The organism is Rhizobium sp. NFACC06-2, assembly GCF_900101425.1.
GTDB classification, from domain to species: domain Bacteria; phylum Pseudomonadota; class Alphaproteobacteria; order Rhizobiales; family Rhizobiaceae; genus Agrobacterium; species Agrobacterium leguminum.
The window spans coordinates 47,507-62,495 of sequence record NZ_FMVA01000015.1 but is presented as its reverse complement, the minus strand read 5'-3'; the positions used below and the strand labels follow the sequence as shown (position 1 = coordinate 62,495).

The 14,989-nt window shown below is 58.7% G+C and carries 18 protein-coding genes; 12 read left to right on the top strand and 6 right to left on the bottom strand.

All coding sequences use genetic code 11. The features are described 5' to 3' along the window. Window positions 1–118: 118 nt before the first annotated feature. The 5 genes from F3H58_RS21600 to F3H58_RS21580 all read right to left on the bottom strand — a co-directional run bounded on the left by F3H58_RS21600 (window position 119) and on the right by F3H58_RS21580 (window position 5,023). The gene (locus tag F3H58_RS21600) at window positions 119–484 is read right to left on the bottom strand and encodes a hypothetical protein (RefSeq protein WP_149743712.1); all 366 of its coding nucleotides are present in this window, start codon (window positions 482–484) and stop codon (window positions 119–121) included. Between the two features lie 261 nt (window positions 485–745). Further along, entirely contained in the window at window positions 746–1,819 is a 1,074-nt protein-coding gene (locus F3H58_RS21595) for an ABC transporter ATP-binding protein (protein WP_149743711.1), read from the bottom strand. Window positions 1,820–1,905: 86 nt separating this feature from the next. Then, the gene (locus tag F3H58_RS21590; protein ID WP_020809242.1) at window positions 1,906–2,781 is read right to left on the bottom strand and encodes a carbohydrate ABC transporter permease; all 876 of its coding nucleotides are present in this window, start codon (window positions 2,779–2,781) and stop codon (window positions 1,906–1,908) included. Continuing rightward, complete coding sequence (locus tag F3H58_RS21585; protein WP_285277765.1) at window positions 2,774–3,652, bottom strand: carbohydrate ABC transporter permease; 879 nt, start codon at window positions 3,650–3,652, stop codon at window positions 2,774–2,776. The genes F3H58_RS21590 and F3H58_RS21585 overlap by 8 nt, the downstream gene beginning before the upstream one ends. Before the next feature lie 81 nt (window positions 3,653–3,733). Continuing rightward, on the bottom strand, window positions 3,734–5,023 hold the full coding sequence (locus F3H58_RS21580) for an ABC transporter substrate-binding protein (RefSeq protein WP_149743710.1): 1,290 nt from the start codon (window positions 5,021–5,023) through the stop codon (window positions 3,734–3,736). A gap of 117 nt (window positions 5,024–5,140) precedes the next feature. Between F3H58_RS21580 and F3H58_RS21575 the strand changes: the two genes are divergently transcribed. The 12 genes from F3H58_RS21575 (at window position 5,141) to F3H58_RS21525 (ending at window position 13,498) form a co-directional block, all read left to right on the top strand. Next, window positions 5,141–5,851, top strand: coding sequence for a TetR/AcrR family transcriptional regulator (locus F3H58_RS21575; RefSeq protein ID WP_149743709.1), 711 nt, complete (start codon window positions 5,141–5,143; stop codon window positions 5,849–5,851). A gap of 245 nt (window positions 5,852–6,096) precedes the next feature. Next, window positions 6,097–7,239, top strand: coding sequence for a Gfo/Idh/MocA family protein (locus tag F3H58_RS21570; protein WP_065116516.1), 1,143 nt, complete (start codon window positions 6,097–6,099; stop codon window positions 7,237–7,239). Window positions 7,240–7,249: 10 nt separating this feature from the next. Beyond that, entirely contained in the window at window positions 7,250–8,413 is a 1,164-nt protein-coding gene (locus tag F3H58_RS21565; protein WP_149743708.1) for a dihydrodipicolinate synthase family protein, read from the top strand. 24 nt (window positions 8,414–8,437) lie between these two features. Further along, window positions 8,438–9,259 carry a sugar phosphate isomerase/epimerase family protein gene (locus F3H58_RS21560; RefSeq protein WP_149743707.1) on the top strand — a complete coding sequence of 274 codons (822 nt, stop codon included), beginning with the start codon at window positions 8,438–8,440 and terminating at the stop codon, window positions 9,257–9,259. An 18-nt stretch (window positions 9,260–9,277) separates the two neighbouring features. Beyond that, window positions 9,278–10,513 (top strand): Gfo/Idh/MocA family protein, encoded by a 1,236-nt coding sequence (locus F3H58_RS21555; protein ID WP_149743706.1) that lies wholly within the window; start codon window positions 9,278–9,280, stop codon window positions 10,511–10,513. A gap of 335 nt (window positions 10,514–10,848) precedes the next feature. Further along, on the top strand, window positions 10,849–11,019 hold the full coding sequence (locus tag F3H58_RS27305; RefSeq protein ID WP_167857127.1) for a hypothetical protein: 171 nt from the start codon (window positions 10,849–10,851) through the stop codon (window positions 11,017–11,019). 281 nt (window positions 11,020–11,300) lie between these two features. Continuing rightward, window positions 11,301–11,510 carry a cold-shock protein gene (locus F3H58_RS21545; RefSeq protein ID WP_003508146.1) on the top strand — a complete coding sequence of 70 codons (210 nt, stop codon included), beginning with the start codon at window positions 11,301–11,303 and terminating at the stop codon, window positions 11,508–11,510. A gap of 107 nt (window positions 11,511–11,617) precedes the next feature. Next, complete coding sequence (locus F3H58_RS21540; RefSeq protein WP_149743705.1) at window positions 11,618–11,908, top strand: cold-shock protein; 291 nt, start codon at window positions 11,618–11,620, stop codon at window positions 11,906–11,908. Between the two features lie 27 nt (window positions 11,909–11,935). Further along, the gene (rpsU, locus tag F3H58_RS21535; protein WP_077984195.1) at window positions 11,936–12,172 is read left to right on the top strand and encodes a 30S ribosomal protein S21; all 237 of its coding nucleotides are present in this window, start codon (window positions 11,936–11,938) and stop codon (window positions 12,170–12,172) included. A gap of 38 nt (window positions 12,173–12,210) precedes the next feature. After that, window positions 12,211–12,426: a hypothetical protein gene (locus tag F3H58_RS21530; RefSeq protein WP_149743704.1), complete on the top strand. Its 216-nt coding sequence runs from the start codon at window positions 12,211–12,213 to the stop codon at window positions 12,424–12,426. A 96-nt stretch (window positions 12,427–12,522) separates the two neighbouring features. Continuing rightward, window positions 12,523–12,660, top strand: a complete 138-nt coding sequence (locus tag F3H58_RS27300) for a hypothetical protein (protein WP_175422107.1) — start codon at window positions 12,523–12,525, stop codon at window positions 12,658–12,660. Between the two features lie 550 nt (window positions 12,661–13,210). Beyond that, window positions 13,211–13,498 (top strand): hypothetical protein, encoded by a 288-nt coding sequence (locus F3H58_RS21525; RefSeq protein ID WP_078053615.1) that lies wholly within the window; start codon window positions 13,211–13,213, stop codon window positions 13,496–13,498. 370 nt (window positions 13,499–13,868) lie between these two features. Here the strand turns inward: F3H58_RS21525 and F3H58_RS21520 are convergent, their stop codons facing one another. Then, window positions 13,869–14,966, bottom strand: coding sequence for an acyltransferase family protein (locus tag F3H58_RS21520; protein ID WP_149743758.1), 1,098 nt, complete (start codon window positions 14,964–14,966; stop codon window positions 13,869–13,871). Window positions 14,967–14,989 lie beyond the last annotated feature (23 nt).

The following is a 14,989-nucleotide window of genomic DNA, read 5'->3' as shown; positions in this document are numbered from 1 at the left end:
AAACCGCGACAATTGCAGATTATGGCGCGAGCGTTAAATGGGGTGGCCAGAATCTCGAAATTGACGCCTACTATCTTTGCCAAATCGCCGAGAACCAGCAGGCACGCAGACGTTAAACTCACTTCGCCCTATAGGCGTCAATTGCATACTTTAAGACTTGTTCCTTTTTCCTCGCTGCCTCAGATCGACCCGACATCAGACCTGCCGCAATTCCCTGCCAGCTGAAAAACCAAGGCGCCGCTAACACGATCGCTAGAAGTAGGGGAAGACCAGTGATCAACAAGAAAATTGTCGCAGCACTCTTGGAGTAAGCTTGCAATATTATATGCGGCAGCATCACTGGCGTTGCCATAACAAACCACCAAAATGAGACCACCAACGAGATTGGAAAGCCTGCCACGAGCGGCGTCTGCTGCGCCTTGTTAAGCGCCCAAAGCTCACTACGATGACGAAAATATGTGATGCGCTGCCATAATCTCAGCATTCGTCTCTCCAGTCTTAACTTTCACACTGGACAGATTTTCCCCGTTACGCAATCGGACCTTGCCACGTGCGTCCACCTCTGTTCGTCACGATCATCATCCACGCACTGTGCCCTCAGCTCGAGATACAGCTTACCGAAGTCTTTGGTCGCGAAAGAACCTCTTCATCGCGTAAGCACGCAATCGCTCGAAAAGGCCTGCAAAGCCAATATGACTGAAGGGGGCTTTCTCTTGTCATCTACTTTAGACGCTAAATACAAGCGTCATATCCGCCGCCCATCCGCCCCGAACAGATGTGTCTTCGAAAGATCGAACGCAAAGGGAATGGTCTCGCCGATGCGGATCTGGCGCTGGCCGTCCAGCAGCACAGTGGCTGACTGGCCGTCGGGGGTGTTGGTGTAAACCACCGTCGAGCCGCCGAGATGTTCCACGAGCTGGATGGAGGCTTCGCCGAGCGAGGATGGGGCCTGCGGGTTCACATGTTCCGGGCGCACGCCGAAGGTGAGCGGTTCCCCCTGCTGCGCGGCGACCGGTTTTTCCAGGACGATGCGCTGGCCTCCCACCTCGATGGTGCGGTTGGAACTATCGCCGGACGCCACCTTGGCGGAGAGGAAATTCATCTTCGGCGAGCCGATGAAACCGGCGACGAACTGGTTGGCCGGGTTGTTGTAGAGATCGAGCGGGCGGCCGACCTGCATGATGCGGCCGTCGCGCAGCACGACGATCTTGTCGGCCATGGTCATGGCTTCCACCTGGTCGTGCGTTACGTAAATCATGGTGCTGCCGAGCGTCTGGTGCAGCTTGGCGATTTCGACGCGCATCTGCACGCGCAGTTCCGCATCGAGGTTGGACAAGGGCTCGTCGAACAGGAAGATTTTCGGTTCGCGCACGATGGCGCGGCCGATGGCGACGCGCTGGCGCTGGCCGCCGGAAAGCGCCTTCGGCTTGCGCTGCAAAAGCGGGCCGATCTGCAGGATATCGGCGGCCTTCTGCACCCGCGCCTGAATTTCCGGCTTCTTGTAACCCGCCGTTTCAAGACCGAAGGCGAGGTTCTTGTAAACGCTCATATGCGGATAAAGCGCATAGGACTGGAAGACCATGGCAATGCCGCGCTTGGAGGCCGCCGTTTCGTTGACCCTTTCGCCATCGATACGCAGATCGCCTTCGGAGATTTCCTCAAGCCCGGCGATCATGCGCAGAAGCGTGGATTTGCCACAGCCCGAAGGGCCGACGAAAACGGTGAATTCGCCCGGCTCGATCTTGAGATCGATGCCATGGATGACCGGAAAAGCGCCGAACCGCTTGACGATTTTTTCGAGCGTAATGCTGCTTGCCATGCTGTTTCTCCCGACTGTCGCGCCGCATGCAGGGCGGCAGCGACAGTGTTGATTGTCTTAAAATGCGTTCCCGATGCGGGTTCTGTTCAGCGTTTCATTCCGGTGGTGGCGATGCCTTCGATCAGCAGCCGCTGGAAGAACAGGAAGAACAGGAAGACCGGCACCAGCGACAGGTTGGACATGGCGAAAAGCGAGGTCCAGTCCGAGCTGCCGGTGGAATCCACGAAGGATCTGAGGCCGAGCTGCACGGTGTAGGTGTTGATGTCGTTCAGATAGATCAGCGGCCCGAAGAAATCGTCCCATGTCCAGATGAAGGAGAAGATCGCAGCCGTCGCCAGCACCGGCAGCGACAAGGGCAGCATGATCTTCCAGTAGATGCGGAAGGGCGAGCAGCCATCCATGACAGCCGCCTCGTCCAGCTCGCGCGGGATGCCGCGGAAGAACTGCACCATCAGGAAGATGAAGAAGGCGTCCGTCGCGAGATATTTCGGCACGATCAGCGGCAGCGAGGTGTTCACCCATCCCATTTCCAGAAACAGGATATATTGCGGGATGAGCACGACGTGATAGGGCAGCATCAGGGTGCCGAGCATCAGCGCGAACCAGAAATTACGCCCGCCGAAACGTAGCCGGGCAAAAGCGAAGGCGGCGAGCGAGCAGCCGACCACGTTTCCTATGGTGGCCAGCACCGAGATGAAGAAGGAGTTCCAGAAGAACTGTCCGAAGCTCACCTGCAGCCCGGTCCAGCCGCGAATATATCCGCCGACATCCACCGCCGAGGGAATGAGCGAGGAAGAGCCGAATAGCTCGTCCTGCGGCCGGAAGGAACCCGAGATCATCCACAGGATCGGATAGAGCATCGCGAAGGACGCGATGATCAGCGCCGTGTGGAGCATCACCGATTTCAGCGGCGAACGTTGCGGGCCCTGGCCCGGCCGGGGGGCGGTAACAGCATCAGTCATCGTAGTGCACCCAGTATTTCGCGCTGAGGAACGAGAAGGCCGTGAACAGCGAGATGATGATCACCAAAATCCAGGCAAGCGCCGAGGCGTAACCCATGCGGAAGAAACCGAAGGCTTCCTGATAGAGGTAGAGCGTGTAGAACAGCGTCGAGTTGATCGGCCCGCCGGTGCCTTCGGAAATGATGAAGGCGGGGGTGAAGGCCTTGAAGGCGTCGATCGTCTGGATCACCGCGTTGAAGAAGATCACCGGGGTCAGGAGCGGCAAGGTAATGCGGAAGAACTGCCGCACCTTGCTTGCACCGTCGATTTCGGCGGCTTCATACATATCCTGCGGGATTTGTCTCAGACCCGCGAGGAAGATGATCATCGGCGAACCGAACTGCCAGACGGACAGGATGACCAGCGTGTAGATCGAATAATCCGGATTGGAAATCCAGCTCGGCCCTTCGTAACCGAAGGCCTGCCACAGGATCATGTTGACGAGACCGTCAGAGGCGAAAAGCTGGCGCCACAGCACGGCAATCGCGACGCTCGAACCGAGCAGCGACGGCAGATAGAAGATCGCCCGGTAAAGCGTCAGCCCCTTGATGCCGCGGTTGAAGGCGAGGGCGACGAGCAGCGCGAAGATCAGCTTCAGCGGCACTGAAAGCAGCACATAGGTGAAGGTGACCTGCATGGCTGCGGCGAATTTCGGATCGGCCGTGGCGATGCGCACATAGTTTGCCGCCCCCACCCAGTCCGGCGACTGCAACAGGTCGTAATTCGTGAAAGACAGGTAAAGCGACGCGAGCGCGGGACCGAGGGTGAGGCCGAAAAAGCCAATCAGCCAGGGCAGCAGAAACAGGTAGGCGTGAATGTTGCGGTCGAACATCCGCTTCACGCCGCCCCGCTTCGGGAGAGCCGCGCCACGGCTCTCCCCCACAAGAGTTTCAGATCGAAAGGCCATAAACCATCACTTCCGTTTGATAACGGTTTCGGATTCCTTGACGAGGCGGTCACCGCCCTCTTCCGGCGTGATCTTGCCGAAGCCGATTTCCTCAGCCGTGCGTTTGAGGACGAAGGCGAATTCGCCCGCGCCCGGAGGCGGCGCCGGCGGCAGATCGCCGACGCCGGGGGTAATCTCGGCAATATAGTCCACCATAGTCTTGCTCACCTCGTCGAGCTTGCTGCTCAACTGGCTACGCATGGATTCCGAGGCCGGAACGCCGCGCTCGACGCCGAGAATATCGACGCCCTGCGGGTCGGCGACCAGGAAGTTGATGAAACCGACGGCCTGCTCGATACCGGCGCTGCCATTGGCGACGCTGATAAGCATGGAGGGTTTCAGATAATGACCGGAAGGGCCATCCTTCGTGCTCTTCGGATAGGAGCTTATGGCAAGTTTCGCCTTGTTGAGCTTCTGATAACCGACGAACTGGTTGGAATGGGCGAATGCGGTTGCCGCCTTGCCCGTCGTTAAAGGGTTCGTTTCGATGTTAAGCTGGTCGAGCGCCTGCACATCGGCCGGCACACAAGCGCCGCTCTTGCGCAGATCCGCCCACAAAGTGAACCACTTGGTCGCATCGGCAGGATCGAAGCCGATGCCGCCATCCTGCGTGTAGAGCGACTTGCCGTTCTGGCGCAGCCAGTTCTCGAAGCTCGGCTCCACGCCGCTGGCGTCGGCCGTGGCGTAATAACCGGGCTTCGGCTTGTTCTTGCTGAGCTTGGCGGCGTTTTCGGCAAACTCCTCCCAGGTTTGGCCGATCGCCGGCGGCGTCGCACCGGATTTTTCCCAGGCCGCCTTGTCGAAGAAGACGGCGCTGGAATTGACACCGAGATTGATGCCATAAAGCTTGCCATCGACCCGGCCGGAATCGATGTTCATCTTGCCGAAATCTTCGATCTTCAGGCCCTTGCCGATAAATTCATCGAGCGGCGCAAGCGCGCCGCGACGGCCATATTCGAAGATGTAACGATAATCCATCTGGATCAGGTCAGGCGCATTGCGGCCCGCAACCTGCGTGGCAAGGCGCGGCCAATAATCACTCCAGCCTGCGAATTCACCGGCAATATCGAGATCCGGCTTGACCTGCTTATAGGCTGCTATCGCCTTGTTGGTGCGGTCGGCGCGTTCCTGCGACCCCCACCACAACATGCGAAGGCGCGCGGCCTGGGCCTGCGCTGAACCACCTCCCAATGTTGCAAGCGACAGGGCCGCAAGCCCCGCTGAAAGCACACCTCTCCTCTGAAGCATCACGGGCATTGGCAACTCCTCCCTATTGACTGCCAATTGATGATGAACGTAAACGACACTTGCCGTTTTATAACTAATTGGTTACATGGGAACACTGATCGCAAACATTGTCAAGCGGGTGCTGAAATGGAAGAAACGACAAAAAACCAGCCGTCCGATCCGGCCCCCGATGCCGCCATGGAGAAAACGCCGTCACCCAAGCGCAAACGCGCGACGACACAGGTGCGAAACCCGGAAAGAACGCGCGCCGCCATTCTCGAAGCCGCCCGCCGCGAGGTGGCCGCCAAGGGGCTGGCAGGGGCGCGAATCGATGTCGTCGCCCGGCGCGCCGGCACCAACAAGCGAATGATCTACCATTATTTCGGCGACAAGGATGCGCTTTATCTCGCCGTTCTGGAAGACGCGTACCGCCATATCCGCCATACCGAGAGACGGCTTGACCTGGCCCGCAAGGCCCCTTCGGAGGGCTTGCGGGAGCTTGCGCTTTTCACCTGGCACTACTTCCTCGACCATCCCGAATTCCTGAGCATTCTCGCCACGGAAAACCTCAATAAAGCCCGCTATCTCAGGCAATCTCCGGCAATTACGGCGATGCATTCGAATTTCATTTCAGAGCTGGAAGACGTGCTGCGGCGCGGCAGCAACGCGGGCGAATTCCGTGACGGTCTCGATCCGATCGACGTCTATCTAACCATCGCTTCGCTCGGCGCCTTTTATCTTTCGAACCGGTTCACGCTGTCGACGATCTTCCAGCGCGACCTGACAGACCCCGCCGAGCTGGAACGCTGGGGCCAGCATATCGTCGACACCCTACTTGCTGCAGTGCGGCCGGTCTGAGCCGCCCGAACCGAATTCCTCTTTAACAACAGCGACGACGCGCCATTCGCATCCGCGAAGCGCGTCGTTTTCTTTTGCGGCGCGGTGGAAACACAAAAACGCAACGGTCGTCAGACCATGAATTTTTCCTGTCAAAAACACCTTGACAGATCGCATCCTTCACGACCACAAATAACCAAATGGTTACAAATTGCCATGTTTGACGGAAGCGGCTTTCGGGAAGAGGCCGCCTTGGGAGGAAATTCATGAAACGTATCGGCGTCATCATGCACGGCATCACCGGCCGCATGGGTTACAACCAGCATCTCGTGCGCTCCGTTCTCGCCATTCGCGATCAGGGCGGCGTGCTGTTGAAGAACGGCGAAAGGGTCATGCTCGACCCCATTCTGGTCGGCCGCAACGGCGCAAAGATCGAGGAAATCGCGAAAAAGCATAATGTCGCGCGCTGGACGACCGATATCGATGCGGCGCTGGCGAACCCCGACGATACGCTGTTCTTCGATGCTGGCACGACGCAGATGCGCGGAAGCCTTCTGGAGAAAGCCATCAAGGCGGGCAAGAACGTTTATTGCGAAAAGCCGATTTCCGACACGATGGAAGAGGCGCTGGCGATTGCCCGGCTCGCCGAAAGCGCCGGCATCAAACACGGCGTGGTGCAGGACAAGCTTTTCCTGCCCGGCCTGCGCAAGCTCGCCATGCTGCGCGACAGCGGCTTTTTCGGCAAAATCCTCTCGGTGCGCGGCGAGTTCGGTTACTGGGTGTTCGAAGGCGACTGGCAGCCGGCGCAGCGCCCTTCGTGGAACTACCGCCTGAAGGATGGCGGCGGCATCATTCTCGATATGCTGTGCCATTGGCGTTACGTGCTCGACAATCTGTTCGGGCCGGTAAAATCCGTAAGCTGCCTTGGCGCCACTCACATTCCGGAACGTTTCGATGAGCAGGGCAAAGCCTATAAGGCGGACGCGGATGATGCGGCCTATGCGACCTTCGAGCTCGAAGGCGGCGCCATCGCCCATATCAATTCCTCATGGGCCGTTCGCGTGCGCCGCGACGATCTCGTCACCTTCCAGGTGGACGGCACCCATGGTTCGGCGGTGGCGGGCCTCACAAAATGCTTTACCCAGCACCGTACCAACACGCCAAAGCCGGTGTGGAACCCCGACCAGCCGCAGACCATCGATTTCTACAAGACCTGGCAGGAAGTGCCGGACAATGTCGTTTACGACAACGGCTTCAAGGCGCAGTGGGAGATGTTCGTGCGCCACCTCGTCGATAATGACCCGTGGCCCTATGGGCTGATGGAAGGCGTGAAGGGCGTGCAGCTTGCCGAGCTTGGACTGAGATCATGGAAGGAACGCCGCTGGCTCGACGTTCCCGCTATTTCCTAGGGAGGCGATGGTGAGCGAACTCAAGCTTCCGAAGGATGACCGTAGCATCGAGGTCTACAAATTATCCGGTACGCCGGTCGCGGTTGAGAAACGAAGTGCGGCGGATTTCAACCGCGTCGCCTTCGCCGCCGCCCATGTGGTGGCCGATCCCCTTGCCGATAACGACCCATGGCTGACGCCCGCCATCGACTGGGACGCCACTTTACGTTTCCGTCACCGCCTGTGGGATCTCGGCCTCGGCGTCGCTGAGGCGATGGATACGGCGCAGCGCGGCATGGGGCTGGCATGGCCGCAGGCGCAGGAACTCATCTCCCGCTCGCTGAAGGAAGCAGCCAGCCGCAAGGATGCGCTGATTGCCTGCGGCGTCGGCACCGATCATCTGAATGGCGGCGGTTACGACCTGAACCAGATTGTCGACTCTTACCTGGAACAGCTTGATTTTGTTCAGGGAGAAGGCGGGCACGTGATCCTGATGGCGAGCCGCGCGCTGGCTGCGGCGGCCCGCTCGCCGGATGATTATCTCAAGGCCTATGCGCGGGTTCTCTCCCATGCCGACCAGAAAGTGGTGATCCACTGGCTGGGTGAGATGTTCGATCCCGCGCTTGAGGGTTACTGGGGGGCTGGCGACCATATGGCGGCAATGGAAACATGCCTTGCCATGATCGAGGAGAATGCCGACAGGATCGACGGCATCAAGATTTCGCTTCTCTCCAAGGAGAAGGAAATCGTCATGCGCCGCCGCCTTCCCGCTGGCGTGCGCATGTATACCGGTGACGATTTCAACTATGCCGAACTGATCGCCGGTGACGAGAAGGGCCATTCGGATGCGCTGCTCGGTATTTTCGACGCCATAGCACCGGCGGCTTCGAAAGCGCTGGCCTGCCTGAAGCGCGGCGCGGACAATGAATTCTTCGATATTCTGGAGCCGACGGTGGCGCTCTCGCGCCATATCTTCAAGGCCCCGACCCGCTTCTATAAGACCGGCGTGGTGTTCCTCGCCTATCTCAACGGGTTACAGGACCATTTCACCATGGTCGGCGGACAGGAAAGCACCCGCTCCACGCAGCATTTCGCTGAGCTTTTCCGACTGGCGGACAAGGCCAATGTGCTGGCCGAGCCGGATCTGGCGACGCAGCGCATGAAGGCGTTTCTGGCTGTCCGCGGCATCGGGTGAAGCAAAACAAGGGGAGATACCGAGATGAGCCTTGAAGGCCTTTCCATCAATTTCGCCACCGTGCGTCAGGGCGGAGACTTCGGCGCAATCGTCGATGCCTGCCTTACGCATGGCATCACCGCCATCTCGCCCTGGCGTGAGCAGGTGCATGGCGTTGGCCTTGCTGAAGCCGCCCGCATTGTCGAGCATAACGGCCTGCGCCTCAGCGGCCATTGCCGGGGCGGCTTCTTCCCCGCGCCCAATGCGGAAGGCCGCCGCCTCGCCATCGAGGACAATAAACGCGCCGTCGATGAAGCCGCCGCCATGAAGGCCGATTGCCTCGTGCTGGTCGTAGGCGGCCTGCCCGCCGGCTCACGCGACCTGAAGGGCGCGCGGCAGATGGTGGAGGACGGCATGGCCGAGCTTCTTCCCTATGCCCGGGCCGCCGGCGTGCCGCTCGCCATCGAGCCGCTGCACCCCTTCTATGCCGCCGACCGCGCCTGCTTCAACACGTTGAAACAGTCGCTCGATCTCTGCGACAGGCTGGGTGCCGGCACCGGTGTCGCCATCGATGTCTACCACGTCTGGTGGGATCCGGAACTGGAGGAACAGGTGGCGCGTGCGGGCAGAAACGGGCAAATTCTCGCCCACCATATCTGCGACTGGCTGGTGCCGACGACCGATCCTCTCAATGATCGCGGCATGATGGGTGACGGCGTGATTGACCTGAAGGCATTTCGCGCCATGATCGAGGCCGCCGGCTTCCACGGCCCGCAGGAAGTGGAAATCTTTTCGCATCGCTGGCAGGCGCGCCCGATGGACGAGGTCCTCGCCACCGTGATCGAGCGTTTCAAGACTGTTTGTTGATTATCCGGGAGAGAGATGATGCCTGAAAAGGTGAAACGCAAACGCTATGCGCTGGTCGGCACCGGCAATCGCGGCACCACCATGTGGGGCCGCGAATTGCTGGCCGGCTGGAGCGACTATGTCGAACTGGTCGGCATTTGCGACCTGAACCTGATGCGCGCCGAACGCGCCCGCGACATGATGGGATCGAACGCGCCGCTCTACGACGATTTCGACCGGATGATGGAGGAGCAGCGACCCGAACTGGTGATCGTCTGCACACCAGATGACACGCATGACGACATCATCATCCGGGCGCTGGAAGGCGGGGCCGATGTCATCAGCGAAAAGCCCATGACCACAACCCCGGAAAAGATCGACCGTATTCGCGCGGCGGAGGCCAAAAGCGGCCGCCGGGTCGACGTCTCCTTCAATTACCGTTTCTCTCCCACCGCCGCCCGCATCAAGGAACTGATCGACGACGGCGCCATCGGCACCGTCACCTCGGTCGATTTCCACTGGTATCTGGATAACCAGCACGGCGCGGATTATTTCCGCCGCTGGCACGCCTTCACAGAGCATTCCGGCAGCCTGTTCGTGCACAAGGCGACCCACCATTTCGATCTCTTGAACTGGTATCTCGATTCCGATCCCGTGGAAGTGAAGGGTTTCGGGCAATTGCTGCATTATGGCAAGAACGGCCCGTTCCGCGGAACGCGCTGTCGCACCTGTCCGCACAAGAACGAGTGCGATTATTTCATGGATCTCGGGGCCGATCCTTTTCTCGATGCGCTTTATGAAGACCCTTCGACGGTGGACGGTTATGTGCGCGATGCCTGCGTCTTCCGCGAGGAGATTGACATTCCCGACACGATGAGCGCCTCGATCCGTTATGCCAACGGCGTGCAGGTCTCCTATTCGCTCAATACCTATATGCCGATCGAGGGGCACCACATCGCCTTCAACGGCCATAAGGGCCGCATCGAGATGCGCCAGTATGAAAAGCAGCCCTGGACGGAACCGCCGGCCGATGAAATCCTGCTGGTGAAAAGTTTCGGCGGTGGCGTCGAACATATCTGGGTGCCGCATGAGCCGGGCGGCCATTATGGCGGCGACAACCGCATGCGCGACATGATTTTCAAGCCCGGCTCCAACGACCGGCTGCGGCAGCGGGCGGGCTCGCGCGCCGGCGCCATGTCCGTCCTGACAGGTGTGGCAGCGCTGAAAAGCGCCCGTGAAGGCGGCACGGCAGCGGTGAAATCGCTGCCGGTTTAACCGCCTTCGTCTGCGGCCCATCGACAACTGGGCCGCAGATGGCAATTGCCAAAAAAGAACGGACGATATTCCACAGATTACGCGCTTCTTCCATGCCGGTAAAATGGTCGCCGGGGGAAGAAAGAGTGAGTCATGTCCAGTTTTGAATCCTTCGTTCCGCTCATTATCATCGGCCTCAGCCTCGTCGTATTTTTCAAATGGGTCGGGCGAGATATGAACCGGGAAGAGAAAAAGCCGCGTTCCCGCCGCTGACGGCGGAAAAGCGCGCCCGCGTGGCGTGGAAACGGAACCCGCGCCTTTTCCCCTGCGTTTTCCCTCTAAAAGGAGGACGCGACATGACCAAGAAAACGAAGCCGAAAACAGTCGACAAACGGCCTTCCAGCCCGAACGACATTCCTCCCGCCGGCCCGCACGCCAAACCGTCCCTCACCGACTATGACAAGACGCCGGGCGCAGGCAGCCTGCCGGATGACCGTGCGAAGGACGTGTCTCCCGGTGGAGGTTGATGCGCGCGAAACCAAAGGCCGCGCCAAACCGGGCGCACGTTTGGGTCAGCGGGAAATAGCACCGTGAACCAGATACTTAGCCAATGATCGGTCGCTCGCCGGTGCTTTTTCCTTCAATGCCCATTGCAAAATCAAAAATTGCGCCTATATTTTCTTCATCGACCATTGCTTGTGACGTCGTTCTGGAACAGACTGTTCCCCGTCGGATTTCCTCTCAAATAATCGATCTTATCCCGCAAGGTATCGCGGGAACCACAACGATTCTACGAAAGGAAATCGTTATGAACACTGGTACTGTAAAGTGGTTCAACGCCACCAAGGGCTTCGGCTTCATTCAGCCTGACAATGGCGGCACGGACGTTTTCGTTCACATCTCCGCTGTTGAGCGCGCTGGCATGCGTTCGCTGAACGACGGCCAGAAGATCAGCTACGAGATTGTTCAGGACCGTCGGTCCGGCAAAAGCTCGGCTGATAACCTTCAGGCAGCTTGATATTCGTCATTTGACCCCGCAGACCACGGATGTACTGGCTGCAGGTTAGAATGATTGTGAGAGGTCGGGTCAAAGCCCGGCCTTTTGTTTTGGGCCATGGAGGTCCTATGCGTAAAAATTCCTACAAGTGCGGCGACACGGTTTTTCTGAAGCCCGGTGTTATCGGCAACAACCAGCCCAAGGGTCCTGCGCGCGTGATGTCCGTGATGCCGGAGGGACAGGGCATCGTTCGTCTCAGGGTGCGCTTCCAGCATGAAAATTTCGAACGCAGTATTGCGATCGACGAAATAGATTTGTCAGCGTCCACCACACCGACGCCACGCGTCAGCGAAAACACATCGGTGCGCGAAGCGGGATCCAGCTGGGTCAACCTGAGTTCCATTAAAGTCAGAAAGTAGCAGCATGGGCTGCTGAAGGAGAATTTCTTGCAAGTACTCGTCCGCGACAACAATGTAGACCAAGCCCTTCGTGTTCTGAAAAAGAGAATGCAGCGCGAAGGCATCTTCCGCGAAATGCGCGCGCGGGAATCCTATGAGAAGCCCTCGGAAAAGCGTGTCCGCGAACAGGCCGAAGCCGTGCGTCGCCATCGCAAGATGGAAAAGAAGAAAATGCAACGTGAAGGCTTGCTGCCTGGCCCCAAGAAGGCCGCCCGCACCCGCTAAGCCCTTTGATACTGCTCTCTTACGTCAAGGAGAATGACATGGCCGCGACTAAAGAAGCTTTCTTCAAACCCGGCAAACTATCCGCACAGGACAAAGCATCATTGACGGATAACGTCGCAAAGCAGATCATAAACGCCGAGGCCGACCAGCGCGCCCGCAAAACGGAACGCCTTCGCCAGCTTCGCGAAGCACAGGAAGCGACGATCATCGCCGACGCGCCGGTTTCCGCAAAAAAACGATCCGGCAAGAACTGACTGGCCGGATTTCCAGCATCGCCCGCTCGAACGGGCCTTGAACGGATTGTCTCGTAGCCGCTCGAGGCCGCATCAATCCAGCAGGAGGAGGACACCATGGCCAAGGGTCAATTGCGCAGCAACAAGGAAATCCGCAAACCGAAGAAGGACAAGACGAAAGCACCTGCCGCGCCGCCCGCCGGTTCGCAGGTCAAATTCGCAAACGCCACGACAGCGGACAGCAAAAAGAAATAGGCGCCAAGCGGGCCGACAAGTCACGGCGAATAAAAGCATCGCCATCCATGCCGGACTTGTTTTGGCCACATTGCCCATTTAAACAGCTCTCATGGCAACTGCTGGTGAGCGCGAATGAAATCGACGTTCGCAGTTGTTTTAGTCGCTTCAGACTTTTGACCACGGATGTACTGGCACGGGTGTTGAGAGCGATATGAGGAAGGTCGGTGCAATATTGCCCCGGCCTTTTTTGTTGCCTGCGGGAGCGCGTGCTAAATTGCCCGCTCTACCACACAGAATTAACTTGCCTATTCTCCTCAAAGGGCGCACGCTTTCCTATCGGTAATTAAAGGGCGTTGCCGCCGGAAGGCCTCTTGCAATCTTTGCCCTGTCCCGCCTGTTGACCAGGGGAACGATCTCCAAGCCACGCGACATGCATGACGGTACGGGCCGGAGACGGTTTGCCCGACGCTGTGCGCGTTTCGAGGCGTTGAAGCGTCCTCGCGCCACTTATGGGTGGCGACGCGACGCTCCAGCTTTTTTGCCCCCCCCCACAGGAAAGGAGGACGTCATGTCTTCCGCATATGAAAATTGCATCATCACATCGCAGGACCTGAAAATGCTCCAGTCAGTGCTGGAAGGTCTCGGTTATGACAGCCACACCATGGATGACGAAGTCATTCTCTACAACAATGCCGCCCGCAAGGTGATCGAGCTCTTTCAGGATGGCTTGACCGACCCTGCCGATATTTCGGAGGAAATGCTGTTCCTGTTCGGCGTTCACAAACATGAACGCGTCAAACCGTGGAAACCACTGCCGCGTTACGCCATTCAGGGCCTGCCGCCTCTTTACCGGTGATTGGGCTTGCCGCCCTTTTCGTGCGGGCCTTCAAAATCACCGATGAAAATAACGGCTTGGCAAAAGCCGTATATCAGGCAACACTGAAATTGAGCGTCCCGCGCGCGATCAGGCGCGTCCCGGGAAGCTTGGGTATGGAATGTGCACCCTGTGCGTTGCGGGACCATGACCGGTCTTTGCCAGGCTTGCGTTATTTCCCATGCCGGTAAGTTTTGCGTCTGCGTGGAGGTGAGTATGACGTATGACTGGAGCGGCCGCAAAATGCGCCGCATGCGAGCGGCGAAACTGACGATCATCAGCCTCGTCGCGGCTTTCGTGCTGACTGCCCCGATTTTCGCCCATTATTGAGGTTTTCAGCCGCGAGGCAGGGTCATACCGGCTGGCGGATTTCGCTCGGCTTTCTCAACCGGTTCTTCAGCCATTTCTGAACGGGCTGATCGTAATGGACCGTCAGCCACCATGAAAGGTACGTCGTGCCGATGAGGAAAACAATGCCGGCCGGCAAAGCAAGGTTTTCCCGGTGTACTGCGGGTATCAGAAGCTCCGTCCAGGCCAGAAGCGGAATATGTAGCACATAGACCGCGTAGGATGCCGTGCCGAGAAACACCGAGACCACTCCCACACCGCGCCCCGGAACCGTCTTGCTGGCGACGAACAGCAGCAGCGGCCAGACGACGAGGACAACCGCAAGATCGAAGAATGGTCGAAGCTCGCGCGACATCGGCACGGCCAGAATGAAACAGACCAGCAGAAGGCAAAGCGCCGCCTGAAAGGGTTTCAACTGCGGTACGCGATTGCGGAAACGGTAAATCAGCACGCCGGCAAAAAACGAGAAGAATACCCGCCCCATGCCGGCATACATTTCATGCCAGCGAAAACCGGCATGCAGACGGCCGAACTCGGCAGCAGCCACCATCAGCACAAGCGCGCTGACAATGAGCACTGCGGCGGTCTGTTTCGTCGTGGCCCGGACACCGAAGCGGGCGTAAAACGCATTCACCACCAGCTCGTTGAAAAGCGACCATGCCGGGCTGACGAGAAACAGCGCGCCGTTCAGAGTGAGCGTGAAGGGCGCCGGCAAAAAGAGCAGCCCCGTTACCAAGGCGAAAGCAAGCTCGCCGGGATCGATAAGACGATGCAGATCGTCGATCGGCGTCGGCAGGCCCAGCACGTAGAGACAGATGAAATAGGCCGCCATCAGAGCCAGTGCCAGACCATAAAGAGGGTAAAGACGTGCGAAGCGCGCCTTCATGAAAAAGCCTGGCGTAATCGCCCCTTCGGCCAGTTTCCGGCTATAGGCATGCGCGAGCACGAAACCGCTCAGCGCAAAGAACAGATCCACGGCGAGATAGCTCGAAGCCGTGCTTTTCCCGAACAGATCCTCGGCATGGCGGTGGACGATGAAAAGGGCGGCCACGCCCCTTATGCCATCGAGCAATATAAAGCGTTCCGGGGACGAGTGGATCATGGCATGGGGCTCGGTGTGGCTGA

Excerpts from the sequence above, each read along its gene's own strand:
- F3H58_RS21545 (WP_003508146.1), top strand. The coding sequence starts at position 11,301 with ATGAACACTGGTACTGTAAAGTGGTTCAACGCCACCAAGGGCTTCGGC.
- F3H58_RS21530 (WP_149743704.1), top strand. The coding sequence starts at position 12,211 with ATGGCCGCGACTAAAGAAGCTTTCTTCAAACCCGGCAAACTATCCGCA.
- F3H58_RS21555 (WP_149743706.1), top strand. The coding sequence starts at position 9,278 with ATGCCTGAAAAGGTGAAACGCAAACGCTATGCGCTGGTCGGCACCGGC.
- F3H58_RS21600 (WP_149743712.1), bottom strand. The coding sequence starts at position 484 with ATGCTGAGATTATGGCAGCGCATCACATATTTTCGTCATCGTAGTGAG.
- F3H58_RS21580 (WP_149743710.1), bottom strand. The coding sequence starts at position 5,023 with ATGCCCGTGATGCTTCAGAGGAGAGGTGTGCTTTCAGCGGGGCTTGCG.
- F3H58_RS21540 (WP_149743705.1), top strand. The coding sequence starts at position 11,618 with ATGCGTAAAAATTCCTACAAGTGCGGCGACACGGTTTTTCTGAAGCCC.
- F3H58_RS21585 (WP_285277765.1), bottom strand. The coding sequence starts at position 3,652 with ATGTTCGACCGCAACATTCACGCCTACCTGTTTCTGCTGCCCTGGCTG.
- F3H58_RS21520 (WP_149743758.1), bottom strand. The coding sequence starts at position 14,966 with ATGATCCACTCGTCCCCGGAACGCTTTATATTGCTCGATGGCATAAGG.
- F3H58_RS21560 (WP_149743707.1), top strand. The coding sequence starts at position 8,438 with ATGAGCCTTGAAGGCCTTTCCATCAATTTCGCCACCGTGCGTCAGGGC.
- F3H58_RS27300 (WP_175422107.1), top strand. The coding sequence starts at position 12,523 with ATGGCCAAGGGTCAATTGCGCAGCAACAAGGAAATCCGCAAACCGAAG.
- F3H58_RS21595 (WP_149743711.1), bottom strand. The coding sequence starts at position 1,819 with ATGGCAAGCAGCATTACGCTCGAAAAAATCGTCAAGCGGTTCGGCGCT.
- F3H58_RS21570 (WP_065116516.1), top strand. The coding sequence starts at position 6,097 with ATGAAACGTATCGGCGTCATCATGCACGGCATCACCGGCCGCATGGGT.
- F3H58_RS27305 (WP_167857127.1), top strand. The coding sequence starts at position 10,849 with ATGACCAAGAAAACGAAGCCGAAAACAGTCGACAAACGGCCTTCCAGC.
- F3H58_RS21575 (WP_149743709.1), top strand. The coding sequence starts at position 5,141 with ATGGAAGAAACGACAAAAAACCAGCCGTCCGATCCGGCCCCCGATGCC.
- F3H58_RS21590 (WP_020809242.1), bottom strand. The coding sequence starts at position 2,781 with ATGACTGATGCTGTTACCGCCCCCCGGCCGGGCCAGGGCCCGCAACGT.
- F3H58_RS21525 (WP_078053615.1), top strand. The coding sequence starts at position 13,211 with ATGTCTTCCGCATATGAAAATTGCATCATCACATCGCAGGACCTGAAA.